Origin of the sequence: Rhizobium sp. CCGE531, assembly GCF_003627795.1 — a bacterium.
In the GTDB taxonomy this organism is placed as follows: domain Bacteria; phylum Pseudomonadota; class Alphaproteobacteria; order Rhizobiales; family Rhizobiaceae; genus Rhizobium.
In genome coordinates, this window is the sequence record NZ_CP032685.1 from 727128 (window position 1) to 752382 (window position 25255).

Below are 25255 nucleotides of genomic sequence, written 5' to 3' on the forward strand. Positions count from 1 at the left end.
TTAGACCTGACAAGATGGAGCGAGGCTGACTTGGCCGCCTCGCTGTCGTCGCTGGTGAACCCAATAAAAAACCCGCGATCCGGAGACCGCGGGTTCGAAGAAATGAATAGCAAAACTGCCTGTCAGCTTGCAGGTTCGATCTTGTCCTGCGTCTTGGTCTCGAAGTCGCTGGCGTCGTGGCGCTCACGCAGCTGCTCGGACGGATCGCCCGACATGCGGTTGACCATGCGGCCGCGCTTGACGGCGGGACGCGCATAGACCTGCTCGGCCCAGCGCTGAACATTCTTGTAGTCCTGCACCTGCAGGAACTCGGCCGCGCCGTACTGCCAGCCCTTGGCGAGGCCGCCATACCACGGCCAGATGGCAATATCCGCGATCGTGTAGTCGCTGCCGGCGATATATTCGCTTTCAGCCAGGCGACGGTCGAGCACGTCGAGCTGGCGCTTTACTTCCATGGCGAAACGATCAATCGCATATTCGATTTTCGTCGGCGCATAGGCAAAGAAATGGCCGAAACCGCCGCCGAGATAGGGGGCGCTGCCCATCTGCCAGAACAGCCAGGACAGGCATTCGGCGCGAGCCGGCTGCTCGGTCGGCAGGAAGGCACCGAACTTTTCGGCGAGATACATCAGGATCGATGACGATTCGAAGACGCGGACCGGTTTCGGGCCGCTGCGATCCAGCAAGGCCGGGATCTTCGAATTCGGATTGACGTCGACGAAACCGCTGCCGAACTGGTCGCCGTCGCCGATCTTGATCAACCACGCATCATATTCCGCGCCGCTTTGGCCGAGCGCCAGCAGCTCTTCGAGCATGATGGTGACCTTCACGCCGTTCGGCGTTCCGAGCGAATAGAGCTGCAGGGGATGGCGCCCCACAGGCAGTTCCTTTTCGTGGGTCGACCCGGCGATCGGACGGTTGATATTGGCGAACTGGCCGCCATTGGCCTTATTCCAGGTCCAGACTTTCGGCGGCGTGTATTCGGCAGAACCGGTCATGGGCATCCTCCTGTTTCGGGGAATCACGTTGGGGGTTGGTCTTCGATGTAGCGCGCTACAGGCGTCGCACATAGTGACGGCCGTTCATTTTTGCGAGAGAAGGTCTTCGGTTTTCGAACAGGCCGGGACCGGAGATGGCGCAAACGGCAGTGACCGCATCCGACGGGCGCTGCAGGCCGGCGAAATGAGGCGGAAATCGGTTGAATAGTGCCTGAAACGAAAAAGCCTGCCGCGGGAGGAGGTGCGGCAGGCTTTTTACAAGAACCGAACAGCGGACGGGAGGAGGAATGCCGCTGTTCCCGCAGTCGTCCCTGGGAGGAGGAGAAGGACGTCTGCAAAAACGAAGGGATGCGGGAGGAGATGCATCGCTTCGATAAGAAGGATAATAGCCAATTTTTGCTCACCTGATAGGCATTTCTTTGCAGGGCAGTTATGCGCTATGCGAAAAGCGGCGGGCTGAGTTGGTCCGCTCACGGCTGAGATCAAAGTGTGGAACGATACTTCCAGACAAAACGAAAGCGCCTGCTCGGGAAGAACAGGCGCTGGCATAATTCAGCTTTATAAGGAGCCGTTACGGACCGCTAGCGAGCGATGGCTGCGCGGGCAACGTTGCGGATTTCGCCGCGATCGATACCCAGATCATGCAGTTCGCGCGTGGACATACGGCCCAGTTCGGCGACCGTCTGACGATACTTGCGCCAGTTATTGAAAGAGCGTGCTACGTTCATGATGATCCCCTTTCCTTGGGCTTTCGAAGCTGAGCTGCCGTGTTTGGCGCTCCCTTCGCTTCGATGAGAAATATATAATCGAAACCCCCAGCCTTTTGCAGAGCTAAGAGATCACTGCACCCATGCATTTACTGCATTGGTCGCCCGGAAATCAGGCGGTTCCAATTCCCATTCGCCGCTGAGGCCTTTGTGATTTGCTGATGACACCGGCGTCTTTGTCTGCGAAAAGAAGGGAGATGAGAGACAGGGGCGTCCGCTTTCCGGCGGGCTGAGAAGGACCCTTCGAACCTGAACCAGATCATGCTGGCGGAGGGAGTCGCTCGGGACCTCGCTAAGCTCAGCACGTCGTCCCTTTGCGTCTCGCCCGCCCGAAAGGGGCGATATGCAAGACCAACTTACCGCAGGCAGTCTGCTCGGCACCATACGGGCGAACCCGCCTCTGGTGCAATGCATCACCAATTTCGTCGCCATGAACATCGCGGCCAATGTGATGCTCGCCGCCGGGGCATCGCCGGCGATGGTGCATGCCGAAGAGGAAGCGGGCGAGTTTGCCGCCATCTCCGGTGCGCTGACGATCACTATCGGCACGCTCTCGGCCGGATGGCTTGCGGGCATGCTGAAGGCGGCGCAGTCGGCAAACGGAGCGGCCAAGCCCTGGGTGCTCGATCCCGTCGCCCATTATGCAACTGGATTTCGTCGCAAGGCGGTCGCGCAATTGCTGGAGCTGCGACCGACGATCATTCGCGGCAATGCATCCGAGATCATCGCGCTTGCCGGCGTTATGAGCCGTGGCCAGGGCGTCGATAGCCGCGACGCCGTCGAGCAGGCGGAAGAGTCCGCCCGGCAACTGGCTGAAAAGCACGGCTGTGTCGTCGCCGTCACCGGTGTCGCGGATTTCGTGACGGACGGGCAGAAGGCGAAGCGCATCGCCGGCGGTTCGCCATTCATGCCGCAAGTAACCGCACTCGGCTGCCCGCTGACCTGCCTTGTCGGCGCCTTTGCGGCGGCAAGGCCGGATGAACCATTCGACGCGACCGTGGCGGCGCTCGCCGTCTTCGCCGTCGCCGGTGCACAGGCTGGAGCGGCGGCAGATGGTCCAGGCTCCTTCTCCTGGCGTTTCCTCGATGCACTCGCTGCACTTACCCCGGAAGTGCTGGATCGCGACGCAAGGATATCGGTAGCATGAAGGACTTCGATCTCTCGCTCTACCTTGTCCTCGATCTCGTGCTGTGTGCCGACCTCGGCATGATCGAAACGACCCGTGCCGCCATTGCCGGCGGCGCCACGATCGTACAGCTGCGCGACAAGCATGCTCCGACCGCAGTCATGATCGAGACAGGCCGCGCCCTCAAACAGATCCTGCAGGGAACCAATGCCCGGCTGATCGTCAACGACAATATCGAAGCGGCCATTACCATCGGCGCGGATGGTCTGCACATCGGGCAGGAGGATATGAACGCCGCCGAAGCGCGCCGCCTCATCGGGCCGGACATGATCCTCGGCCTCTCGGTGGAAACGGAAACCCTTGCTTCCGCCATGGATGCCGGCATCGTCGACTATGCCGGCGTCGGCCCGGTCTTTGCCACGCCCACCAAGCCCGACCACAAGCAACCGATCGGCTTCGATGGTCTCACGCGTATCGTCAGGCTCTGCCCGGTTCCATCAGTCGCAATCGGCGGCCTCAAGGCGGAGCACGCCGCGGACGTTTTCTCGGCCGGCGCGGACGGCCTTGCGGTCGTCTCCGCCATCTGCGGCCAATCGGACCCGCAAGCCGCGACAGCCCTCATCGCGAACGCCATCAAGGAGGCCCGCCAATGATCCGCCCCATGATCCGCAATGTCCTATCCATCGCCGGCTCGGACCCGTCCGGCGGCGCCGGTATCCAGGCTGACCTGAAGACCTTCTCTGCCCGCGGCGTTTATGGAATGGCCGCCCTGACGGCATTGACGGCTCAAAACACGCAGGGCGTCTCCGGCGTCCATCCGGTGCCACCCTCTTTTGTGGCAGACCAGATCCGGGCGATTTTCGCCGATATCCGCGTCGATGCCGTCAAGATCGGCATGGTCGCCAACGCCGCGATCGCCGATGCCGTCGCGGATATTCTGGCGCGACATCGCGATGTGCCCGTCGTGCTCGATCCCGTCATGATCGCCAAGGGAGGTGCTGCCTTGCTTGCAGCCGATGCCGTCGACGTGCTCACCACGCGGCTCTTGCCGCTGGCGACAGTCATCACGCCGAACCTGCCCGAGGCTGCGGCGCTGTTGCATGACGCGGAGGCAGGAAGTCGCGAGGACATGGCCCGCCAGGCGCTTGCGCTGGCAGCGCTGGGGCCTTCGGCAGTTCTCGTCAAGGGCGGTCATCTCGAGGGTGAGGAAAGTCCGGATGTGCTGGCAAGCGCCGGCGGCCTGACCTGGTTCGAAGCCGAACGGCTGCCGACGAAGAATACGCATGGAACGGGTTGCACGCTCTCCAGCGCTGTCGCCGCTGAGATCGCCAAGGGCTCGCCACTCCCCGAAGCCGTCGCCGCCGCCAAAGCCTATCTCGCCGCCGCGGTTGCAGCCGCGGGCGAGCTTTCGGTCGGAAGCGGCCACGGGCCCGTGCAGCATTTCCATGCCCTGTGGCAGACGGAAAAGAAGTGAGAAAATAAACCTGTCTCTACCGATGCGGCCTCGTCTTCGGATAATGGCTTCAGAACGAAAAAGGCGCTGCCCTGGAGGGCAACGCCAGCATTGAAGTCTTGGCAGCCGGATTGATTCAGGCCGCTCAAGCCCATCCCATGGTTAGCACGCCGAAGAGAATGACGACGCCGAGCACGACACGGTAGATGACGAAAGGCCAGGTCGAGAAACGCTCCAGAAAGCGCATCAGTCCCCATATGGTGATGAAGGAGGATATGCTGCCGACGATGAGGCCGACGATCAGAACGGACCAGGCTTCCATCGGAATATGCGCCTTGTAGAGCTCGAAGAGCTCCTTCATGCCGGCAAGCGCAATGGCCGGCAAGCCGAGCAGGAACGAGAACCGCGCGGCTTCGTCGCGCTTCAGGCCAAGGAACAACGCGCCAGTCAGCGTCGAGCCCGAGCGCGAAACGCCGGGAATAAGCGCGCCGACCTGGGTGATGCCGACGAACAGGGCATCCATCAGCGTCATCTGCTCGATACCCTTCCGGTGGCGGCTATAGAGTTCCGCCACCGCCAGAAGCAGGCCCATGACAACACAGGCGATGCCGATCACCCAGAGGCTGCGCAACGAGGTGCCGCAGGCATTCAACGACTTAGAAAGCAAGAGGCCTGCGATGACGATCGGCACGGTCGCAACGACAATGGCGATCGCGAGCCGCATCGCGGGCGAGCGCCAATCCTTCTGCCTGATGGCATCGAGCGATCCGAAGGTGACGTAACGAACGTCGCTCCAGAAATAGGAGACGATGGCGGCAAGGGCTGCAAGCTGCATAGCAGCCGAAAAGGCCGAACCTGGATCTTGCCAGCCGAGCAGGGCCGGCACCAGGCGCATATGGGCAGTAGAGGAGACCGGCAAAAGCTCGGTCAATCCCTGCACGACACCCAGGATCGCGATCTTGGCATAGCCCAGGGCAACAAAGCCCGTGTCCACGCCTTGCGTACAAACATCAGCCACGTTTTGATATCCTCAGTTCTTCATGGGGGGCTCGGCACCCGAAGGGTGCGATGAACTTGCTGTGGAACCGTTTTCCGACACGAAACCGGCGACCGTCTTGTAGGACGTCGCCAACTCCGCGTTATGACAGGGCGAGGATATAGCCGCGCAGGCTGAACGCTATCTGAAATTGCCGGCTTTGATTTCCGAGTTTATCGGATTTCTAGCTCTCGTCATCCGGCAGCGACTGCATGTAGCGGATGATGGCATAAAATGCGGCGAGAAGGACCAGGGCGCCGGCCGCGCGGTGAACGTTATGCAACATCGCATGATGGTGCCTCACCATGAGGCAAGCCAGATTATAAAATGTTATGGCGGCCGCTGTCAGAACTGGAGCCAGAAAAAGCGCCATGTTCCGGTGAATGAAATTGCCCATTACGCACACCTCGTTTGCATATAGCCAGATTCCACAAGGAATGGGGAGGAATTAGGACAAAGCCACCTCGCCCGTCAACCGTTGCGGCATGCAGGCCAAGGTCACTTCGACCAAGATCACTTCGTATAGAGCGCGCGCGATCTTTCCAGATGCTTGAGCATCGCCTGCTCGGCTCCATCGGCATCGTTTTCCGCCAGACGCGCGAGGATTTCCTCGTGTTCGACCAGCGTGAACTTTTCCTTGCCGGTCCAGATCAGCATGTCCGTATGATAGGTTTTCAGCCATGCCAGCATGGCCTCGCTGACGGCGGCGAAAATCGGATTGCCTGATATCTGGGCGATGCGCGTGTGGAACTGCATGTCGGCCGAAATGAACTCTTCGGCATCCCCCAAGGATACGCGCTGATGCTCGATGATGTCGTTGAGATCTGCGATATCCTTTTCGGTAGCGCGCTGTGCCGCTTCGCGCGCCATGCCGCGCTCGAAGAAGATGCGCGCGCTCTTCAGATGCTCGAGTGAGTCGGATGATTGGGAGAGCATGATCTTGGCGGTCAGGTCGACTTGCCGGAAGATCGATTTCGCCGTGAGCTGGAGCACCTTGGCGCGCTCGCCATGCGAAATGTTCACCAGCCCCATATTGGCGAGCGCCTGCATGGCTTCGCGGATCGCCGGCCGACCGACGCCGAAACGCTCCATGAGGACGCGTTCGGACGGCATCTCGTCGCCGGGCTTGAGTTCTCCCGATGTGATCAACCGCTCCAGCCGGTCGAATACCTCATCGGACAGCTTTCGACGTACAATTTGTTCGACAGGCTGGCCCATGGAACCCCGCTTTCCCAATGCTTTTCTCCCTTATGCATTTTTGGCTGCCGCGACGGAAGCCCATACGAAACGTGGTATCGATTGCCGGGCAAAAAAATCATTGCAGAAGTTGGAATACTCATTATACCAGATCACCAGTTTGCGCCACGCGAAAATCGTCGGCGAGAGGAGCATTCAGTCGCTTATGACCATCACCGTCACCTACCGTATCGAAACGTCAGGCAGCATCGAGGCGATGGCCCGCAAGATCGCCAGCGATCAGTCGACCGGCACCTTCGTCGCCGTGCCGGGCGAAACGGAAGAGCTCAAGGCGCGCGTTGCCGCGCGGGTTACTGCGATCCGCCCCCTTCCAGATACCGACCGTCCGACCTGGCCGGAAGTCGCCGATAGGCATGGCCCGATCCACCGCGCCGACATCGACATCGCCTTTCCGCTGGATGCGATCGGCACCGATCTCTCGGCACTTTTGACGATCGCGATCGGCGGCGTCTTCTCGATCAAGGGCATGACCGGTATCCGCATTGTCGATATGAAGCTGCCAAACGCCTTTCGCGATGCGCATCCTGGCCCGCAGTTCGGCGTTGTCGGCAGCATGCGCCTGACCGGCGTCAGTGGTCGCCCGATCATCGGCACGATCGTCAAGCCGGCGCTTGGTCTACGGCCGCTGGAAACCGCCGCTCTCGTCGGCGAACTGATCGGCTCCGGCGTCGATTTCATCAAGGACGACGAGAAGCTGATGAGCCCGGCCTATTCGCCGCTGAAGGAGCGCGTCGAGGCCATCATGCCGCTGGTCCTCGATCACGAGCAGAAAACCGGCAAGAAGGTCATGTATGCCTTCGGCATTTCGCATGCCGACCCAGATGAAATGATGCGCAACCACGATCTGGTGCTGAAGGCTGGAGGCAATTGCGCCGTCGTCAACATCAACTCCATCGGCTTCGGTGGCATGAGCTTCCTGCGCAAGCGCTCCGGGCTGGTGCTGCATGCGCATCGCAACGGCTGGGACATCCTGACCCGCCATCCCGGCGCCGGCATGGATTTCAAGGTTTACCAGCAGTTCTGGCGCTTGCTCGGCGTCGATCAGTTCCAGATCAACGGCATCAGGGTCAAATATTGGGAGCCGGACGACAGCTTCGTCGAATCCTTCAAGGCCGTAAGCACGCCGCTCTTCGATCCCACAGACTGTCCTCTTCCCGTCGCCGGCTCCGGCCAATGGGGAGGCCAGGCGCCGGAAACCTACCAGCGCACCGGCCGGACCACGGATCTTCTCTATCTCTGCGGCGGCGGCATCGTCAGCCATCCCTTTGGACCGGCGGCCGGCGTTCGCGCCATCCAGCAGGCCTGGCAGGCGGCGGTTTCGGACATACCGCTTGCCGACTATGCCAAAGATCATCCGGAGCTTGCCGCCTCGATCGAAAAATTCAGTGACGGCAAGGACGCCTGATGGCGATGTCCAATCTTCTTCTCAGCTATTACGGCGACGACTTTACCGGCTCCACCGACGTGATGGAGGCCCTCGCCTCGAACGGCGTGGAGACAGTGCTTTTCCTCGGCATCCCGAGCGAAGTCATGCTGGAACGGTTCAAGGATTGCCGTGCCATCGGCATCGCCGGTACCAGCCGCAGCGAAACGCCGCAATGGATGGACGAGCATCTGACGCCTGCCTTCACGTGGCTAAGGGGTCTCGATGCCGCCATATGCCATTACAAGGTCTGCTCGACATTCGATTCCAGCCCCAGGGTCGGCAACATCGGCAAGGCGATCGAAGTCGGCAAGGCGGTCTTTGCGCAATCCGTCGTGCCGGTGGTGGTCGGAGCGCCGCAGCTGAAACGCTACACCGCCTTCGGCCATCTTTTCGCGGCCTATCAGGGCCAGGTTTTCCGGATCGACCGACACCCGGTCATGAGCCGGCATCCCGTCACGCCGATGGACGAGGCCGATCTGACTTTGCATATGAGCAAGCAGACGTCCCTTCTCGTCAGCCTCGTCGATCTTATCGCGATCCGAGCAGCCGATGCCGACCGGCGGATCGATGCGCTGGCAGCCGAAAAGGCGGGCATCCTGCTTCTCGACGTCGATAGTTCGGAAACACAGGCTGCCGCGGGACGCCAGCTATGGCGTCTTGCGAACAAGGGCAACGCCTTTATGGCGGGCTCATCCGGTGTCGAATATGCCCTTCTCAATGCCTGGCGCAACGAAGGCCTGATCGGCGGGAAGCCGGAGTTTGCCCCTCCAGGCAAGGTCGATCGCCTGGCGGTCGTTTCCGGCAGCGTATCGCCGACGACGGAACGGCAAATCCGCCGGGCCACAGCCGAAGGTTTTGACGGCATCGATCTCGATCCCTTGCAGCTTGTCGGCGAGAACGCCGAGCGCGCCCTGGAGAAAGCCGTCCATGCCGGAATTGCCAGCCTGAAGGCCGGCCGCAGCGTCATTCTTCATACGGCGCTTGGCCCCTCCGCCGACCGCGGTGGCGACATCGATCGCATTCCCGACGCACGCCATCGCCTCGGACAGGCCCTCGGCACGATCCTGCGGCGGCTGATCGAACAGGAAAATCTCGGCCGCGCCGTCATTGCCGGCGGCGACACGTCGAGCCACGCCCTGAAGGAACTGCGCGTCGAGGCACTGACGACTCTCCTGCCATTGCCGCAGACGCCGGGCTCGCCGCTTTGCACGGCCCATGGCAGCTACACCCCCACCAACGGCCTGCAGATCGCGCTGAAGGGCGGTCAGGTCGGCACCGACGACTACTTCGCGCAGATCCGCGACGGCAGGGGATCCTAGCCACATATTTCTGAGTATACATTGGCATACTCATTGACTCATCATACCACTTACGATACCACAATCCGAAAGTGAACGAGGTACTAACATGACTGCAATTGCTCTTTTCGGCGCCGGCGGCAAAATGGGCTATCGGCTCGCCAAGAACCTGAAAGGCTCGCGCTTCGATGTGCGCCATGTCGAGGTCAGCGACGCCGGCAAGGCGCGCCTGAAGAATGACCTTTCCGTCGATTGCGTCCCTGCCGACGCCGCGCTCGATGGCGCGGACGTCGTTATCCTTGCCGTGCCTGATACGGCGATCGGCAAGGTCGCCGCCAGCATCGTCGACAAGCTCAAGCCCGGCACGATGGTCGTCGCGCTCGACGCCGCCGCCCCCTTCGCCGGCCATCTGCCGCACCGTGAAGATTTTACCTACTTCGTTACCCATCCTTGCCACCCGCCGATCTTCAACGACGAGACCGACATGCAGGCGAAGAAGGACCATTTTGGCGGTCTCTTTGCCAAGCAGCACATCGTTTCGGCGCTGATGCAGGGTCCGGAAAGCGCCTATGCTCTCGGCGAGGAAATCGCCAAGGTCATCTGGGCGCCCGTCATGCGCTCGCACCGCGTCACCGTCGAGCAGATGGCGATGCTGGAGCCAGGTCTTTCCGAAACCGTTTGCGCCTCCTTGCTCGTCGTCATGCGCCAGGCCATGGATGAATGCGTCGCCCGCGGCGTTCCGGCGGAAGCCGCCCGCGACTTCCTACTGGGCCACATGAACGTGCTCGGCGCCGTGATCTTCAAGGAAGTCGACGGCGTGTTCTCCGATGCCTGCAACAAGGCGATCGAATTCGGCATCCCTGCCCTGATGCGCGACGACTGGAAGAAGGTGTTCGAGCCGCAGGAGATTGCGGAAAGCATCCGTCGCATCACCTGATCGACGTCCCGGGGAGGTATCATCCTCCCCTTTCTGCCCTGCCGGGAACAGGGCATGTTTCATAACTGGGAGGAGACCATGAAACTAAGACGCAGACTGACACTTGCAGCCTTTACCGGTGCGCTTGCTCTGGGGACGGCAATGCCGGCCTTTGCGGCTGACCTGATCGCCATCATCACGCCGGCCTTCGACAATCCATTCTTCAAGGCAGAGGCCGTCGGCGCCGAAGCCAAGGCAAAAGAGCTGGGTTACGAAACGCTCGTCATGACGCATGACGACGATGCGAACAAGCAATCGGAAGTCATCGATACGGCCATCGGACGCGGCGCCAAAGCCATCATCCTCGACAATGCCGGCGCGGATGCGACGGTCGCCGCCTTGAAGAAAGCCAAGGATGCAGGCATCCCCTCCTTCCTCATCGACCGCGAAATCAACGTCACTGGCATCGCCGTCGCCCAGATCGTTTCCAACAACTATCAGGGCGCACAGCTCGGCGCGCAGGAATTCGTCAAGCTGATGGGCGAGAAGGGCAATTATGCCGAACTCGTCGGCCGCGAAGCGGATACCAATGCCGGCATCCGCTCGCAGGGCTATCACGACGTCATCGACGATTATCCGGATCTAAAACTGGTCGCCAAGCAGTCGGCAAACTGGAGCCAGACTGAAGCCTACGCCAAGATGGAAACCATCCTTCAGGCAAATCCCGACATCAAGGGCGTGATTTCGGGTAACGACACCATGGCGATGGGGGCGATTGCCGCCCTGCAGGCCGCGGGTCGCAAGGACGTGATCGTCGTCGGCTTCGACGGCTCCAACGACGTGCGCGACTCGATCAAGGCCGGCGGCATCAAGGCGACGGTCATGCAGCCGGCTTACGCCCAGGCCCAGAAGGCGGTCGAACAGGCTGACGCCTACATCAAGAACAAGACGGCGCCGAAGGATGAGAAGCAATTGATGGATTGCGTCCTCATCAATGCTGACAATGCCGGCAAGCTTGAGACCTTCGCACTGAAGAACTGATGGCGGACCACTAGAGCCGGATGATTTTAGGTCTGTTCGACCTAAAATCTGAATCCGCTCTAGAATCAGAGAAGTAGAGCGTGATGTCGTCCGAAAACCGCCTACACTTTTCGGCATCACGCTCTAGGTTGGAGGGCGCGGGAAGACCGCGCTCTCCGGATGCTTTTTCTGCGAGATCGAGGTGCATTGCATGTTGAGGATCAGAGGCGCGCTGGTGGCCTTTGTAGTGGCCGCGGCATTGCCCGGCTGCAAGATTATCAAGACACCGACGCCTGAGGAAAAGGCGGCGGAAGCGGCAAAGGGTGCCTTCGATCCGGCGGCGAAGGTCGAGGCGATCTGGCAAAGTAAGGTACTGCCCGGCATTGAGAAACGCGCGGGCGACTTCAAGACGGTGCTACAGGCTATCGCATCGAACCCGGACGATGCCGGCGCGAAATACGGAAATCCGCGAAAGCAGAGTTCATCGCCCTGGACCTATGCCGTCAAGCTGAGCGGCAAGATCGTCGCTGCCGATACCGCCTCTCGCACTGCAACCCTCGACGTCGATGTGGATGGTGACGGCAAGGCGGACGCGAAGGTGCAGATCGGCCCGGCGATCCGTGGCACGGCGCTGCGCGACGCGCTGGATTTCCTGGACTTCAACGAATTCAGGAACCAGATCGAATGGGCTCAGTTCGGCAAGGCCTTCAATGAGAAGGCAAACTCATCCTTTCTGGCGGCCCTGCCCCGGAACGGGCTGACCGGGAAGACGATCACGGTGACCGGCGCGTTTCCGCTGCCCGCATCCGGCCAGCTTCCGCTGATCACCCCTTCGGCCCTGACTTTGGGGCAATGACCATGAGCGAAACGGCAAGCAACGATATCATCCTGCGCCTGGAGGACGTTTCCAAGGTCTATTCCGGCATCGTCGCCGTCAAGCATGCCAATCTCGAGCTGCATCGCGGCGCCGTCAATGTGCTCGTCGGCGAAAACGGCGCCGGCAAGTCTACCCTGATGAAAATCATAGCCGGCGTGGAACGGCCGACCGCCGGCCGCATCCTGCTTGAAGGCGAGGAGGTTTCGTTCGATAACCCCGCCGCCGCACAGGCTCGCGGGATCGGCATGATCTTCCAGGAGCTCAATCTCTTCGCCAACATGACGGTGGCCGAGAACATCTTTGCCACGCGCGAAATCACCCGTGGCGTCTTCGGTATCGATCACAAGGCGCAGGTCGTAAAGGCCAACGAGTTTCTGGATCGGCTCGACGCCGGCATAGACGCCGAAACCATGGTCGAGGATCTGCCGATCGGGCAGCAGCAGCTCGTCGAGATCGCCAAGGCCATCTCGCTCAATGCCCGCATCCTGATCATGGACGAGCCGACATCGGCGCTATCCGCGGCGGAAGTCGACATTCTGTTCAAGGTCATCGCCGAACTGAAGGCTCAGGGTGTCGCGATCGTCTATATCTCGCACCGGCTGGAAGAGCTGATGCGGATCGGCGATTACATCACCGTCCTGCGCGACGGGCAGATCACCGGCCAGGCCATGGTTCGCGATATCGATACGAAATGGATTGTCCGCTCGATGATCGGATCGGACGCAAAGGATTTCGCCAGGGATGGAGGCCATGCGATCGGCAAGGAAGCCTTCCGCGCCGAGGAGATCAGCCTGCCGAGACGCACCGGTGGCCTTGCCGTCGATCATGTCTCGCTGTCGGTGCGCGCCGGCGAAATCCTCGGCATCTACGGCCTGATGGGCGCCGGGCGCAGCGAATTCTTCGAATGCGTGATGGGTCGGCACACGCATTCGACCGGGCGGATCTACATCGACGGCGTGGAAGTTCGCGCGCGCGACACCACCCGGCGCATCCGGCGCGGGCTTGCGCTGATCCCCGAGGATCGGCAGCGCGAAGGACTGGTGCAGGTCCTGTCCATCGCCAGCAACCTGACGCTTGCCAGCCTAGGGCGTTTCGCCCGGCTGCTTTTCCATATCGATCCGGGTGCTGAAAAGAACGCCATTCGCGACATGATTCGCGATCTTTCGATCAAGGCGCCCAATCCCGATTTCGAGGTTACCTCCATGTCCGGCGGCAACCAGCAGAAGGTCGTCATCGGCAAGGCGCTCATGACCGACCCGAAGGTGCTTTTGATGGACGAACCGAGCCGCGGTATCGATGTCGGCGCCAAGGCCGATGTCTTCCGCACCATGCGCCGGCTCGCCGGCAAGGGCCTCGCTATCTTGTTTTCAACCTCGGACCTTGAGGAGGTCATGGCTCTTTCGGACCGCATCGCTGTGCTCAGCAACGGCAAGCTCGTGACCGTTCTCGACAGAAGCGAAGCGACGGAAGAGGCCATTATCGCGGCGTCCGCCAAGGGACATGGACATACAGGGAAACTCGCGTCATGACGGCAGATACGTCCTCCGGCCTTGCGGCCAATCGCTCGAACGGTTCCGTTCTCCTGACGCTGATGAAGCTCAGGACCTTCATTGCTCTCTTTGCTGTCATCATCTTCTTTGCGATCTTCGCACCGAATTTCACCTCGACCGCCAACATCATCCTGATGTCGAAGCATGTCGCGCTCAATGCCTTCCTGGCCATGGGCATGACCTTCGTCATCGTCACCGGCGGGATCGACCTTTCGGTCGGCTCGATCGTCGGCCTTTGCGGCATGGTGGCGGGCGCCCTCATCCTGAACGGCGTCGAGTTGCCGATCGGATATACTGTCTATTTCAATATCTACGAGATCATCCTCATCACGCTGGCCGTCGGGCTATCGATCGGGCTCATCAACGGCCTGCTCATCACCAAGCTCAACGTGGCGCCTTTCATCGCCACGCTCGGAACGCTCTATATCGCCCGCGGCCTTGCGCTGCTGTCGTCGGACGGACAGACCTTTCCGAACCTCGTCGGACGGCCGGAATTCGACACGACCGGATTCGACGTCTTCGGCGCCGGCCGCCTGCTCGGCCTTCCCGTTTCCATCTGGATCCTGATCGTGCTGGCGCTCGCCGCCGCCTATGTCGCCCGCTCGACGCCGATCGGCCGGCACATCTTCGCGGTCGGCGGCAACGAGCGCGCCGCGCGCATGTCCGGCATCCGCGTCGATGTGGTCAAGATCTTCGTCTACATGTTCTCAGGCCTCTGTGCGGCCATCGTCGGCATCGTCATTTCGTCGGAGCTGATGGCGGCGCATCCGGCAACTGGCGAAAGCTTCGAGCTGAATGCGATCGCGGCAGCCGTACTCGGCGGCACCTCCATGTCGGGTGGCCGCGGCACCATCGGCGGCACGATCATCGGCGCCTTCGTCATCGGCATTCTTTCGGACGGCCTTGTGATGATGGGCGTATCATCCTTCTGGCAGATGGTCATCAAGGGGTTAGTCATCATCATCGCGGTCGTCGTGGATCAGGCGCAACGCCGTCTCCAGCAGCGCGTAACTCTCATGCAGATGGCAAAGGCAGGCTGAAATGACAGAGCTCAAGGGCGCATTGATCGGTTGCGGCTTCTTCGCGATCAATCAGATGTATGCGTGGCGAGACGTGAAAGGGGCCAGCATCGTCGCGATCTGCGACCGCGATCCGGAGCGGCTGAGGATCGTCGGCGACCAGTTTGGCATCGAGCGCCGCTATGCGGATGCCGCCGCGATGTTTGCCGATGGCGGCTTTGATTTCGTCGATATCGCCACGACGGTGTCAAGCCATCGCGCCTTGGTGGAGATGGCTGCCGCCTATAAGATCCCGGCGATCTGTCAGAAGCCTTTCGCAAAGACGCTGAGCGACGCCAAGGCAATGGTCGCAGTCTGTGGAGAGGCCGGCGTACCGCTGATGGTGCATGAAAACTTCCGCTGGCAGACGCCCATTCAGGCCGTCAAGACCGCCCTCCAGTCGGGCGCGATCGGCGAGCCCTTCTGGGGCCGTTTCTCCTTCCGCTCCGGTTACGACGTTTTCTCGGGCCAGCCATACCTTGCCGAGGGGGAGCGCTTCATCATCGAAGATCTCGGCATCCACACGCTCGATGTCGCCCGCTTCATCCTCGGTGACGCCGCCTCGCTGTCGGCTCGTACAAAACGGGTCAATCCGAAGATCAAGGGCGAGGATGTCGCCACCATCCTGCTCGATCACGAGAATGGCGCGACATCGATCGTCGATGTCAGCTATGCCTCCAAGCTTGCGACCGAGCCCTTCCCGGAAACGCTGATCGAGCTCGACGGTACGCAAGGCACCATTCGCCTCTCGCAAGGCTATCGTCTCGAGGTCAACGGCCCCGATGGCGTCACCGTGTCGGATGCCTCGCCGCAGCTTCTGTCCTGGGCCTCGCGGCCCTGGCACAATATCCAGGAGAGCGTCCTGGCAATCCAGCAGCATTGGACGGATCGCCTTGCCGATGGCGGCGAAACCTCCACCTCAGGCGCAGACAATCTCAAAACTTTCGCGCTTGTCGAGGCCGCCTATGAGAGTGCGGCCAGCAGGCACCCCGTCGATATCGGAGCGATGCTGCGATGACGACCGAGATCGATCCGTTCCAGCTCTACGGCACGCGCGAGACCGAAACGCCGCCGGTGCGGCTGACATCGGGCAGGCTGGACGCCGATTTCAAGGACGGAAATCTCCGGACGATCCGCTATGACGGCGCCGAAGTCTTGCGGGCCGTTTCCTATCTGGTTCGCGATCGCGATTGGGGCACCTATGCGCCTGATATCGACGATCTGCGAATCGATCAGCGTCAGGATGGTTTTTCCGTCGGCTATGTCGCACGCTGCGCAGGCCCTGGGAATACCGAACTCGCAATCGACGTCCGGATAGCGGCCTCGGCCGATGGAGCCTTGACCTTCGAGGCGACAGCGCTCTCGACGACCGGCTTCGAAACCAACCGATGCGGCTTCTGCATCCTGCATCCGATCGTCGGTGTCGCCGGCATGCCGGTATCGATCGAGCATGTCGACGGCAGCCGCCAGAGCACGCATTTCCCCGACCTTATCGAACCCTGGCAGCCCTTCAAGGAGATGCGGGCGATTACGCATAGCGTGGCGTCGAACGTGACGGCCGAGTGCCGCATGGAAGGCGACGCCTTCGAAATGGAAGACCAGCGCAACTGGTCAGATGCCTCTTACAAGACCTATGTTCGCCCGCTTGCCCTGCCCTGGCCCTATCGCATTCCGGCCGGCGAGCCGATGCGGCAACGGATCGTCCTGACCATAGGAGACATGCGGCGTTCACCACCCCCTTTTTCCCATGCTTTGGAAGAGGCGCCGGCGATCACGCTAAGCCTGGGAACAAAGTCTGGAACCATGCCGTCCATCGGGCTTGTCGTTACACCGGAGGAAGCGGATACGACGCGGGCTGCACGCGACCGGCTGGCTGAGATTGCACCGCAAGAGCTGCTGTTTCACTTCGATCCGGATGCCGGCCACGGCGCTGACGCCTTCAAACGCTTCGCTGGCGTTGCAGCACTTCATACCGGCAAGTCGACGCTGGAAATAGCGTTGCCCTGCCGCCAGGCGCCACTTGTCGAGGCCCGGCAAATAGCAGGCTGGACGCAGGCGGCCGGTTTCAAGCCTGATGCAATCGTGATCTCCCCTTCGGTCGACCGGCAATCGACGCCGCCGGGCAGCAAATGGCCCGATTGCCCGCCGCTCGAGGAAGTCTATGCCGCCGCGCGTGCCGCCTTCCCCGATGTGCGCCTTGGCGGCGGCATGCTGAGCTATTTCACCGAACTCAATCGCAAACGAGTTCCCGCCGACACCCTTGATTTCATCAGCCATTGCACCAATCCCATCGTGCATGCGGCCGACGACCTCAGCGTCATGCAGACGCTGGAGGCACTGCCGTTCATCACGCGCTCCGTGCGCGCCATCTACGGCGACAAGCCTTACCGCATCGGCCCTTCGACCATACCGATGCGGCAGAACCCCTATGGCAGCCGGACGATGGATAATCCCCACGGCGGCCGCATCGCCATGGCCAATGCCGATCCCCGCCACAATGCCCGTTTCGGCGCGGCCTTTGCGTTTGGTTATGCCGCCCGTGTCCTCGACGCCGGATTGGAATGCCTGACGCTTTCGGCACTGGCCGGTTCTTTCGGGCTGATTGCCGGAGAGAACGAACCATCGGCCGCGGGCACCGCACGGCCGCTCTTCAAGATGGTCTCGACCTTGTCCCGCCTCGCCGGCCAGCAATGGCACGAGTGCCTGTCGTCCGATCCGACCGCTGTACGCGCCTTCGTCACGGCGCAATTCGATGGGCTGCGGCAGCTCCATCTGGTCAACATCACACCCGTCTCGCAACAGATCGAGTTGGGGAAATTCCGCCTGGCGGAACAGACCGGAAATAACAGGCTCGTGCTTGATGCCTATACCGCTGTTTCGGCGGCTTTGATGGATTGACCTTCAATCGAAGACGCGCATCTTAGTCTCAACAATCGCAATGATTTGGAGGACTGCGTGAAAACGAAGAAGCTGATCAACGAAGGCGCGGCCGCCGTGGATGAAATGCTGGCCGGAATATTGGCAGCTCATCCGCGCCACCTCCGCGCCATTGACGGATCGCTGCGCTCGATCGTGGCGAACCATGGCCCGCGAACCGGCAAGGTCGGCCTGGTCGTCGGCGGCGGGTCCGGGCACGAGCCGACATTTCTCGGCTTTGTCGGCAAAGGGCTGGCCGATGCCGCCGCCATCGGCAATGTCTTTGCCTCGCCGCCGCCCGATCCGATCATCGAATGCGCCAAGGCGGTCGACGGCGGAGTCGGCGTGCTGTTCCTGTATGGCAACTATGCGGGCGACGTCATGAATTTCGACATGGCGGCGGAAATGCTTGCCATGGACGATATCGAGGTGCGCACCGTGCTGACGACGGACGACATCGCCTCCGCGCCTCTCACGCAGAAGGAGCGCCGCCGCGGCGTTGCCGGCAACGTCTTCGTCTTCAAGGCAGCCGGCGCCGCCTGCGATCTGATGTACGGTTTCGACGAAGTCGAACGAGTGGCGCGCTGGGCGAACGAACGCACCTATACGATGGGCGTCGCGCTCTCGCCTTGCTCCCTGCCGCAGACTCGCAAGCCGAATTTCGAGATCGGCGCCGACGAGATGGAGATCGGCATGGGCATCCATGGCGAGCCGGGCGTGGCCCGCGGGCCGATGCGATCGGCCGATGAGGTGACGAACGAGCTCGTCGGCAAGATCCTCGACGAGATGAAGCCGGCGCATGGTGACCGTGTTGCCGTGATCGTCAATTCATTGGGCTCGACGCCGCTCATGGAACTCTACATCATGATGCGGAAGGTGAAGATGATGCTCGACGATGCGGGCCTCGTCCTCCACCTGTCGCTGGTCGGCAACTATTGCACGTCGCTGGAAATGGCCGGCGCCTCGATCACGCTCATGCATCTGGACGACGAATTGCAGCGGCTGATCGACCATCCCTGCGATTGCGCGATGTTCCGCTCCGGCGAGGCTCTGCAATGACGTCGGTGACAACGGAAGATCTGAAGGCGCTTTTCGTGCGGATCGCCGAGGCGATGACACGCGAAAAGGATCGCCTCTGCGAACTGGACGGCGTCATTGGCGATGCCGATCATGGCATCGCCATGGAACTCGGCTTTGCCGCCGCTGCCAAGGCGGTTTCGGAGCTGGATCCGGCAACGGCTGATCCGACGCTGGTCTTCAACACGGCGGCAAAATCCTTCCTCAATGCCGTGGGCGCCTCGTCCGGGCCGCTCTATGCGACTGCCTTGATGCGCGCGGGCGCGGGCGCCAAGGGGAAGACCTCGTTGAACGACGACGACATGATCGAGATATTTTCAGCCTTTACCAAGGGTATCCAGGACCGTGGCAAGGCCGAAGTCGGTGAAAAGACGATGGTCGATGCCTGGGTGCCGGCGGCAGCAGCGTGCCGGGCCGCCCGAGATCAAGGCTTGTCGCTTGCGGAATGTCTAGCTGCCGGTCTCCGGGCTGGCGAGGCGGGAGCGGAAGCAACGAAGGATATGATCGCATCAAAAGGCAGGTCATCGCGCCTTGGCGAGCGAGCCCTGGGGCATATGGATCCAGGAGCCGCTTCGGCGGTGGTGATCATCTCCTGCTTTAAAGCTCACTTTCTATCAGAATGATGATGACCTCATCATACCAGTTGACATGTTGGTAGCGATTTGTCAAAACCGGCCTCAGCTTGTTCAGAGGAGGACTGGGGATGGCTATCAACTACAAATATGCGCGTTGGTTCGGTGCTGCGGCGATCGCAACAGCAGCTCTTTGGGCGACCAATGTCGCCGCGGAAGATGTCACTCTGTGGACGCTGAACTTCGACAACGGCGCGGCAAACGGCGCGTTGAAGAAGGTGGCGAAAGACTTCGAGGCTGCCAATCCCGGCACGCATATCGAAATCGTCCAGCGCGGCGTCGATGAACACAAGACCGCGCTCCGCGTCGCGGCAGGCTCCAGCAAGGGTCCGGATATCTATTTCAGCTGGGCCGGACTTGGCCTCGGCGGCGAATATGTGAAGGCCGGCCTCTCGCTGCCGCTCGACAAGTACTACACCCAGTACAAGTGGAACGATGAGCTGCTTCCCTCCGCCGCCGCCTTTGCCGATCTCTATCCGGGCGGCAAGCATGGCGTTCCCTTCACCTTTAAGGGCGAAGCGATCTACTACAACAAGAAGCTCTTCCAGAAGGCCGGCATCACCGAGGAGCCGAAGACCTACGAAGAGCTTCTGGCTGCTGCCGACAAGCTCAAGGCCGCCGGCATTCCGGCCTTCACCTTTGGCGGCTCTGTCAACTGGCACGTCATGCGCCTGATGGACGTGCTGCTCGAAACCAAGTGCGGCGCCGACAAGCATGACGCGCTGATGGCCATGAAGACCGACTGGACCAAGGAACCCTGCGCGACGGATGCCTTCACCGAATTTGCCAAGTGGACGAAGGATTACACGCTGAAGCCCTTCATGGGCATCAGCAACCAGCAGTCCTATACGCTGTTCGTCGCCGGCCGCGCCGCGATGATGCTCGAAGGCGATTGGCTGGTCAGCCAGCTGAGCGGCAGCAAGGTCAATCTCGACGATTACGGCGTCGTGCCGTTCCCGACGAACACGAACCGCCTCTATGGCTTTGCCGAATACAACTACGTCAGCACCAAGAGCAAGAACCCGGATCTTGCCGCCAAGTTCCTCGACTATTTCCTGTCCACCAAGGTGCAGCAGGATCTCGTCGGGCAGATCAGCTCGATCTCGGTCAACAAGAATGTCCAGTATGCCAACCAGAAGCCGCTCGAAGCGAAATGGCTTGAGATCTTCAAGACCTACAGCAAGGTCTACATGAATGGCGACCAGGCTTTCCCGCTTGACGTCACCACAGAATACTTCCGGGTGATCAACGATGTCGCTGCCGGCAATATCAAGCCGGCCGACGCCGCCAAGCAGCTGCAGACCTTCATCTCTGGCCGCACCTGATCCCTTGAGGGAGGCCGCCGCTCCGATTGCCGATCGCGGCGGGCGGCTTCCCTCACTTCATGCCCACGCGTCAGCTGCCGCCGGGAGCAATCAGAATGTCATTCCGCAATCGAACCCATGATCCCCGCGTCCAGGCAGTAATCCTGCTCGCCCCGGCCATGCTGATTTACGCGATTTTTGCGCTTTATCCGATGCTGAACGTGGTGGTGCTGAGCTTCCAGAAATGGAACGGGCTCGATCCCCAGCGCCCATTCGTCGGCCTGGCAAACTATCAATATGTCTTCACGCAGGATCCCGTCTTCTGGGTCGCTTTCCGGAATACGGTGATCTGGACGATCATGTGCGTGATCTTTCCGCCTATGGTCGGGTTGCTGCTGGCGCTGAGCCTCAATCAGAAGCTCTTTGCCCGCAATACTTTCCGCGCCATCTTCTATCTGCCTGTCATCATCGCCCCGATCGCGGTCGCGACGATGTGGAAGTGGATGTACGACCCCTTCTTCGGCCTCTTCACCGAAATCCTGACGTCGATGGGGCTGCAGGACTGGATCCAGGACTGGCTCGGCGACAAGGACGTCGCGCTCTATTCGGTCTTCGTCGCCTATCTCTGGCAATCCGTCGGTTTCTCCATGGTTCTGTTTCTCGCAGGCCTGCAGAATGTCTCGCAGACGCTGGTCGAAGCCGCGCGCATCGATGGCGCCGGGCGCTGGAATATCTTCCGCTACGTCACTCTTCCCGCGCTACGTACGACGCTGACCATCGTTCTGGTGCTCTCGGTCATCTCATCGCTGAAGGCGTTCGACATCGTCTACGGCCTGACGGGCGGCGGGCCGGCGCAATCCACGCAGATGCTGGCGCTCTGGGCATTCACGCAGGCCATGCAGATATTCGATTTCGGTCGCGGCGCTGCGATCTCCGTCATTCTGCTGCTCATCACCATCGTCGTCGTCATTCCCTACCTGCGCTGGACGCAGAAGCATGAGGAAGCCGAACAATGACGGCAGCATCGGCCACATCCATGTCGGATGGCTTCGAGACCATCACCTCGGCAAAGCGTAAGCGCGATCCTGTCCTGATCGGCTTGTGGATCGCTCTGTTCCTGGTCGCGGCGATCTGGCTTGCGCCTTTCATCTTCATCGTCTTCACCTCGTTGAAGACGCAGGCCGACGTGACGACGACGGGCGCCTTCATGCCGCCGCTCGATCCAGCCTTCGAGAATTATTCGAGCGCCTGGGGCCGCGGCAATTTCGCCAATGCCTTCCTGAACAGCGCCATCATCACCGTCATCAAGGTGCCGCTCGGGCTCATCCTGTCGGCGATGGCGGCCTATGCGCTTGCGAAGATCCGAATGAGGTTCGGCAAGCTGCTGCTGCTTGCGGTCATCTTCGGCACCATGATCCCCTTTCAGGTCATGCTGGCGCCACTGTTTACGCTGGTCAATTCGCTCGGGCTGATCGACACCTATCCCGGCGTGATCCTGCCCTATATCGCCTTCGGCGTGCCCTATCAGGTCTTTATCCTGCACGGCTTCTTCAAGGGCATTCCCAAGGAGCTGTCGGAAGCCGCTCTCATCGACGGGGCGAGCCACTTCATCATCTTCCGCCGGATATTCCTGCCGGTCTGCCTGCCGGTGCTTGCCGCGCTGCTGATCCTGGATTTCGTCTCGACCTGGAATGAGTTCGCGATGGCGCTCGTGCTGCTGCAGGACCAGCACATGTGGACGCTGCCGCTCGGGCTCATGTCGTTCCAGGGTCAGTTTTCTAATGATTACGGGCAGTTGAACGCCGCGATCGTCATGACGGTCCTGCCGGCAACCATCGTTTATCTGATCTTCCAGCGCTACTTCGTCTCCGGCCTCACCTCCGGCGCGGTCAAAGGCTGATCGGTCAAATCATTCATACATGTTTCGAGGAGAACATCATGTCCAACGCGTCCGTCGAAAAATGGGGAGTCTTCGAAGCGGCCTTCAACGGTCCTTCGAGCGGCAATCCCTATCTCGATGTGGCATTCGATGCCGTTTTCAGCCAGAGCAGCCGCGAGATCCGCGTGCCCGGCTTCTATGATGGTGACGGCGTCTATCGCGTTCGCTTCATGCCCGACAATGAAGGGGAATGGTCGTTCCGCACGCGCTCGAAGACATCGGAACTGGATGGCAAGGCCGGTTCGTTCGTCACGACCAAGCCGTCCGAGGGCAACCATGGCCCCGTGCATGTCCGCAACAAGTTCCACTTCGCCTATGCCGACGGCAAGCCTTTCCTGTCCTTCGGCACGACCTGCTATGCCTGGACGCACCAGCCGCTGGAGATGCAGGACCAGACGCTTGAGACGCTGAAAAAGTCCCGTTTCAACAAGATCCGCATGGGCGTATTCCCGAAGGACTATCCCTATAACGTCAACGAGCCTCTCTACGCCTGCTTCGAAAAAGGCGCCGACGGTGCGGAAGACTTTGATAAGCCGAACCCCGTTCTCTTCCGCCATTTCGAGAGCCAAGTCGCTGCCCTCTGCGATCTCGGCATCGAAGCCGATATCATCATGTTTCATCCCTATGATCGCTGGGGTTATGCCGACATGTCGGCCGAGCAGGACTTCCGCTACGTTGCCTATCTCGCTGCGCGGCTTGCCGCCTATCGCAACGTCTGGTGGGCTCTTGCCAACGAGTACGATTTCCTCCTCGACACCAAGCCGCTGCAGCAGTGGGACCGCTATTTCCACATTCTCGAAGAGAACGACCCCTACGGCCATCTGAAGTCCATCCATAACGGCGACCCGACGATGAACTTCGATCATCGCAAGCCCTGGGTGACCCATACCTGCATCCAGAACTGGGACGTGAAGCGGACGCAGGAATGGCGCGACGCCTATGGCAAGCCCGTCGTCAACGACGAGCCGGAATATGAGGGCAACATCATCCAGTCCTGGGGCAACCTGACGGCTGAGGAGCTGGTGCATCGTTTCTGGATCACGATGACGCGCGGCGGCTATGCCGGCCATGGCGAAACCTATTCGCATCCGGAAGACCTGATCTGGTGGGCCAAGGGCGGGGAACTGCGCGGCGAGGCCTGGAAGCGCATCGGCTTCCTGCACGACCTTCTGGAGCAGGATGTCGTCAACGGCCTTGAGCCGATGTCCTCCTACGGCGAGTGGCCCTGGACCCGCGTTTCCGGCGCACGCGACGGTGATGTCAGCTACATCTATCTCGGCGAGCACCAGCCCGTCATCTGGTCGACGGGCCTGCCGAAAGACAGCACGGATTATGACGTCGACATCATCGACACATGGGAGATGACGATCACACCGGCGAAAAAGGTGGAAGCGCCGATCCCGCACCCGACGCGCCACGGCGCGATCGTGCGCGGCGGCAAGGCGGACGCAGCCTTCGGCGTGGAGCTGCCGGGCAAGCCATACCAGGCGCTCCGCATCCGCAAGAAGCACTGATCGATCCTCAAGGGAAGAATGTCATGTCCGGATTGACCATCAAGAACGTCAGGAAGTCCTACGCCGCGGTGAATATCATCCATGGCGTCGATGTCGAAATCTCGGACGGCGAATTCGTCATTCTCGTCGGCCCTTCTGGCTGCGGCAAGTCAACGCTGCTGCGCATGATCGCGGGGCTGGAGGATATTACCGGTGGCGAAATCTCGATCGGCGGGCGTATCGTCAACGACCTGCCGCCGAAGGATCGCGATATCGCTATGGTGTTCCAGAACTACGCGCTCTATCCGCAGATGACTGTGGCGCAAAACATGGGCTTTGCGCTGCAGCTTGCCGGGGCAAAGCGTGCGGAAATCGACCAGAAAGTCGGCGACGCCGCCAGGATACTGGGGCTGCAGCCGCTGCTGGAGCGCAAGCCCGCCCAGCTTTCCGGCGGCCAGCGCCAGCGTGTCGCCATGGGGCGCGCTATTGTGCGCGATCCGAAAGTCTTCCTCTTCGATGAGCCGCTCTCCAACCTCGACGCCAAGCTGCGCGTCAAGATGCGCGCGGAAATCAAAGCGCTACATCAGCGCCTGAAGACGACAATCGTCTACGTCACCCATGACCAGATCGAGGCCATGACCATGGCGGACAAGATCGTCGTTCTGCAGGGCGGAAAGGTGGAGCAGATCGGAACGCCGCTCGAGCTTTACGACCGCCCGAAAAATGTCTTCGTCGCCGGCTTCCTCGGCTCGCCGGCCATGAACTTCCTCGAAGGCAAGATTGCCGGCGGCGCCTCGCCGACGCTGGTGCTAGCGACCGGCACCCGCATCGAACTCGAGAACGCCCCAGCTCAGTCGGAGGGCCGGGAGGTCGTTCTGGGTATCCGGCCGGAAGATATTTCCCTTGCGGCGGAAGACGGCGTGACGACAACCGTGACGGTCATCGAACCGACAGGCTCGGAAACACACGTCGCGCTCGATCTGGAAGGCAAGGAGCTGACCTGGGTCATGCGGGAGCGCGCCGAACTGGGCCCCGGCCAGACGGTGCAGATCTCCCTGAAGACCCCGAACCTTCACTTCTTCGACAAGGCCAGCCAGCAACGACTATAGAGG

At 61.0% G+C, this 25255-nt stretch carries 23 protein-coding genes and 1 riboswitch; of the genes, 19 read left to right on the plus strand and 4 right to left on the minus strand.

Annotated elements, in window-relative coordinates:
- Nucleotides 1-122: 122 nt before the first annotated feature.
- Entirely contained in the window at nucleotides 123-998 is an 876-nt protein-coding gene (gene yghU / locus CCGE531_RS22835; RefSeq protein ID WP_120668041.1) for a glutathione-dependent disulfide-bond oxidoreductase, read from the minus strand.
- A 581-nt stretch (nucleotides 999-1579) separates the two neighbouring features.
- A complete protein-coding gene (locus CCGE531_RS22840; RefSeq protein ID WP_015342994.1) occupies nucleotides 1580-1726 on the minus strand; it encodes a DUF1127 domain-containing protein in 147 nt (48 codons plus the stop codon).
- Between the two features lie 235 nt (nucleotides 1727-1961).
- Nucleotides 1962-2058: riboswitch (TPP riboswitch) on the plus strand.
- A gap of 50 nt (nucleotides 2059-2108) precedes the next feature.
- On the opposite strand from CCGE531_RS22840, the gene thiM reads away from it, so the two are divergent.
- Genes thiM through thiD form a run of 3 tightly spaced genes read left to right on the plus strand, consistent with a single transcriptional unit; the run spans nucleotide 2109 to nucleotide 4365 of the window.
- On the plus strand, nucleotides 2109-2912 hold the full coding sequence (thiM, locus tag CCGE531_RS22845; RefSeq protein WP_120668043.1) for a hydroxyethylthiazole kinase: 804 nt from the start codon (nucleotides 2109-2111) through the stop codon (nucleotides 2910-2912).
- Complete coding sequence (thiE, locus tag CCGE531_RS22850; RefSeq protein ID WP_120668045.1) at nucleotides 2909-3544, plus strand: thiamine phosphate synthase; 636 nt, start codon at nucleotides 2909-2911, stop codon at nucleotides 3542-3544. The genes thiM and thiE overlap by 4 nt, the downstream gene beginning before the upstream one ends.
- An 8-nt stretch (nucleotides 3545-3552) precedes the next feature.
- Nucleotides 3553-4365, plus strand: a complete 813-nt coding sequence (gene thiD / locus CCGE531_RS22855; RefSeq protein WP_120669339.1) for a bifunctional hydroxymethylpyrimidine kinase/phosphomethylpyrimidine kinase — start codon at nucleotides 3553-3555, stop codon at nucleotides 4363-4365.
- Nucleotides 4366-4489: 124 nt separating this feature from the next.
- On the opposite strand, the gene CCGE531_RS22860 is transcribed toward thiD, so the two are convergent.
- Together CCGE531_RS22860 and CCGE531_RS22870 are read right to left on the minus strand one after the other, a co-directional pair.
- Nucleotides 4490-5362, minus strand: coding sequence for an undecaprenyl-diphosphate phosphatase (locus CCGE531_RS22860; protein WP_120668047.1), 873 nt, complete (start codon nucleotides 5360-5362; stop codon nucleotides 4490-4492).
- 531 nt (nucleotides 5363-5893) lie between these two features.
- Complete coding sequence (locus CCGE531_RS22870) at nucleotides 5894-6598, minus strand: transcriptional regulator NanR (protein WP_120668051.1); 705 nt, start codon at nucleotides 6596-6598, stop codon at nucleotides 5894-5896.
- 184 nt (nucleotides 6599-6782) lie between these two features.
- Between CCGE531_RS22870 and oiaX the strand changes: the two genes are divergently transcribed.
- The 16 genes from oiaX (at nucleotide 6783) to ugpC (ending at nucleotide 25252) form a co-directional block, all read left to right on the plus strand.
- A complete protein-coding gene (gene oiaX / locus CCGE531_RS22875; RefSeq protein WP_120668053.1) occupies nucleotides 6783-8042 on the plus strand; it encodes a 3-oxo-isoapionate-4-phosphate decarboxylase OiaX in 1260 nt (419 codons plus the stop codon).
- A gap of 5 nt (nucleotides 8043-8047) precedes the next feature.
- Nucleotides 8048-9382 (plus strand): four-carbon acid sugar kinase family protein, encoded by a 1335-nt coding sequence (locus CCGE531_RS22880; protein WP_120669341.1) that lies wholly within the window; start codon nucleotides 8048-8050, stop codon nucleotides 9380-9382.
- Nucleotides 9383-9470: 88 nt separating this feature from the next.
- On the plus strand, nucleotides 9471-10298 hold the full coding sequence (locus CCGE531_RS22885) for a phosphogluconate dehydrogenase C-terminal domain-containing protein (protein WP_120668055.1): 828 nt from the start codon (nucleotides 9471-9473) through the stop codon (nucleotides 10296-10298).
- A gap of 78 nt (nucleotides 10299-10376) precedes the next feature.
- A complete protein-coding gene (locus tag CCGE531_RS22890; RefSeq protein WP_120669343.1) occupies nucleotides 10377-11318 on the plus strand; it encodes a D-ribose ABC transporter substrate-binding protein in 942 nt (313 codons plus the stop codon).
- A 190-nt stretch (nucleotides 11319-11508) separates the two neighbouring features.
- Nucleotides 11509-12153 carry a DUF2291 domain-containing protein gene (locus CCGE531_RS22895; RefSeq protein ID WP_120668057.1) on the plus strand — a complete coding sequence of 215 codons (645 nt, stop codon included), beginning with the start codon at nucleotides 11509-11511 and terminating at the stop codon, nucleotides 12151-12153.
- The gene (locus CCGE531_RS22900) at nucleotides 12150-13703 is read left to right on the plus strand and encodes a sugar ABC transporter ATP-binding protein (protein ID WP_120668059.1); all 1554 of its coding nucleotides are present in this window, start codon (nucleotides 12150-12152) and stop codon (nucleotides 13701-13703) included. Before CCGE531_RS22895 ends, CCGE531_RS22900 begins: the two co-directional genes overlap by 4 nt.
- The gene (locus CCGE531_RS22905) at nucleotides 13700-14764 is read left to right on the plus strand and encodes an ABC transporter permease (RefSeq protein ID WP_120668061.1); all 1065 of its coding nucleotides are present in this window, start codon (nucleotides 13700-13702) and stop codon (nucleotides 14762-14764) included. Before CCGE531_RS22900 ends, CCGE531_RS22905 begins: the two co-directional genes overlap by 4 nt.
- A gap of 1 nt (nucleotide 14765) precedes the next feature.
- Nucleotides 14766-15800 (plus strand): Gfo/Idh/MocA family oxidoreductase, encoded by a 1035-nt coding sequence (locus tag CCGE531_RS22910; RefSeq protein WP_120668062.1) that lies wholly within the window; start codon nucleotides 14766-14768, stop codon nucleotides 15798-15800.
- Nucleotides 15797-17680 (plus strand): hypothetical protein, encoded by a 1884-nt coding sequence (locus CCGE531_RS22915; protein ID WP_120668064.1) that lies wholly within the window; start codon nucleotides 15797-15799, stop codon nucleotides 17678-17680. Before CCGE531_RS22910 ends, CCGE531_RS22915 begins: the two co-directional genes overlap by 4 nt.
- Nucleotides 17681-17737: 57 nt before the next feature.
- Nucleotides 17738-18757: a dihydroxyacetone kinase subunit DhaK gene (locus CCGE531_RS22920; RefSeq protein ID WP_120668066.1), complete on the plus strand. Its 1020-nt coding sequence runs from the start codon at nucleotides 17738-17740 to the stop codon at nucleotides 18755-18757.
- The gene (dhaL, locus tag CCGE531_RS22925; protein WP_120668068.1) at nucleotides 18754-19398 is read left to right on the plus strand and encodes a dihydroxyacetone kinase subunit DhaL; all 645 of its coding nucleotides are present in this window, start codon (nucleotides 18754-18756) and stop codon (nucleotides 19396-19398) included. Before CCGE531_RS22920 ends, dhaL begins: the two co-directional genes overlap by 4 nt.
- An 80-nt stretch (nucleotides 19399-19478) precedes the next feature.
- Entirely contained in the window at nucleotides 19479-20732 is a 1254-nt protein-coding gene (locus CCGE531_RS22930; protein ID WP_120668070.1) for an extracellular solute-binding protein, read from the plus strand.
- Between the two features lie 95 nt (nucleotides 20733-20827).
- Nucleotides 20828-21727 carry a sugar ABC transporter permease gene (locus CCGE531_RS22935; RefSeq protein WP_120668072.1) on the plus strand — a complete coding sequence of 300 codons (900 nt, stop codon included), beginning with the start codon at nucleotides 20828-20830 and terminating at the stop codon, nucleotides 21725-21727.
- The gene (locus CCGE531_RS22940; protein ID WP_120668073.1) at nucleotides 21724-22611 is read left to right on the plus strand and encodes a carbohydrate ABC transporter permease; all 888 of its coding nucleotides are present in this window, start codon (nucleotides 21724-21726) and stop codon (nucleotides 22609-22611) included. Before CCGE531_RS22935 ends, CCGE531_RS22940 begins: the two co-directional genes overlap by 4 nt.
- 38 nt (nucleotides 22612-22649) lie before the next feature.
- Nucleotides 22650-24164, plus strand: a complete 1515-nt coding sequence (locus tag CCGE531_RS22945) for a DUF5060 domain-containing protein (RefSeq protein WP_120668075.1) — start codon at nucleotides 22650-22652, stop codon at nucleotides 24162-24164.
- A 23-nt stretch (nucleotides 24165-24187) separates the two neighbouring features.
- Entirely contained in the window at nucleotides 24188-25252 is a 1065-nt protein-coding gene (ugpC, locus tag CCGE531_RS22950) for a sn-glycerol-3-phosphate ABC transporter ATP-binding protein UgpC (RefSeq protein WP_120668077.1), read from the plus strand.
- Nucleotides 25253-25255 lie beyond the last annotated feature (3 nt).

Coding starts and splice junctions, on each gene's coding strand:
- yghU (WP_120668041.1), bottom strand. CDS start 998: ATGACCGGTTCTGCCGAATACACGCCGCCGAAAGTCTGGACCTGGAAT.
- CCGE531_RS22840 (WP_015342994.1), bottom strand. CDS start 1,726: ATGAACGTAGCACGCTCTTTCAATAACTGGCGCAAGTATCGTCAGACG.
- thiM (WP_120668043.1), top strand. CDS start 2,109: ATGCAAGACCAACTTACCGCAGGCAGTCTGCTCGGCACCATACGGGCG.
- thiE (WP_120668045.1), top strand. CDS start 2,909: ATGAAGGACTTCGATCTCTCGCTCTACCTTGTCCTCGATCTCGTGCTG.
- thiD (WP_120669339.1), top strand. CDS start 3,553: ATGATCCGCAATGTCCTATCCATCGCCGGCTCGGACCCGTCCGGCGGC.
- CCGE531_RS22870 (WP_120668051.1), bottom strand. CDS start 6,598: ATGGGCCAGCCTGTCGAACAAATTGTACGTCGAAAGCTGTCCGATGAG.
- oiaX (WP_120668053.1), top strand. CDS start 6,783: ATGACCATCACCGTCACCTACCGTATCGAAACGTCAGGCAGCATCGAG.
- CCGE531_RS22880 (WP_120669341.1), top strand. CDS start 8,048: ATGTCCAATCTTCTTCTCAGCTATTACGGCGACGACTTTACCGGCTCC.
- CCGE531_RS22885 (WP_120668055.1), top strand. CDS start 9,471: ATGACTGCAATTGCTCTTTTCGGCGCCGGCGGCAAAATGGGCTATCGG.
- CCGE531_RS22890 (WP_120669343.1), top strand. CDS start 10,377: ATGAAACTAAGACGCAGACTGACACTTGCAGCCTTTACCGGTGCGCTT.
- CCGE531_RS22895 (WP_120668057.1), top strand. CDS start 11,509: ATGTTGAGGATCAGAGGCGCGCTGGTGGCCTTTGTAGTGGCCGCGGCA.
- CCGE531_RS22900 (WP_120668059.1), top strand. CDS start 12,150: ATGACCATGAGCGAAACGGCAAGCAACGATATCATCCTGCGCCTGGAG.
- CCGE531_RS22905 (WP_120668061.1), top strand. CDS start 13,700: ATGACGGCAGATACGTCCTCCGGCCTTGCGGCCAATCGCTCGAACGGT.
- CCGE531_RS22910 (WP_120668062.1), top strand. CDS start 14,766: ATGACAGAGCTCAAGGGCGCATTGATCGGTTGCGGCTTCTTCGCGATC.
- CCGE531_RS22915 (WP_120668064.1), top strand. CDS start 15,797: ATGACGACCGAGATCGATCCGTTCCAGCTCTACGGCACGCGCGAGACC.
- dhaL (WP_120668068.1), top strand. CDS start 18,754: ATGACGTCGGTGACAACGGAAGATCTGAAGGCGCTTTTCGTGCGGATC.
- CCGE531_RS22930 (WP_120668070.1), top strand. CDS start 19,479: ATGGCTATCAACTACAAATATGCGCGTTGGTTCGGTGCTGCGGCGATC.
- CCGE531_RS22935 (WP_120668072.1), top strand. CDS start 20,828: ATGTCATTCCGCAATCGAACCCATGATCCCCGCGTCCAGGCAGTAATC.
- CCGE531_RS22940 (WP_120668073.1), top strand. CDS start 21,724: ATGACGGCAGCATCGGCCACATCCATGTCGGATGGCTTCGAGACCATC.
- CCGE531_RS22945 (WP_120668075.1), top strand. CDS start 22,650: ATGTCCAACGCGTCCGTCGAAAAATGGGGAGTCTTCGAAGCGGCCTTC.
- ugpC (WP_120668077.1), top strand. CDS start 24,188: ATGTCCGGATTGACCATCAAGAACGTCAGGAAGTCCTACGCCGCGGTG.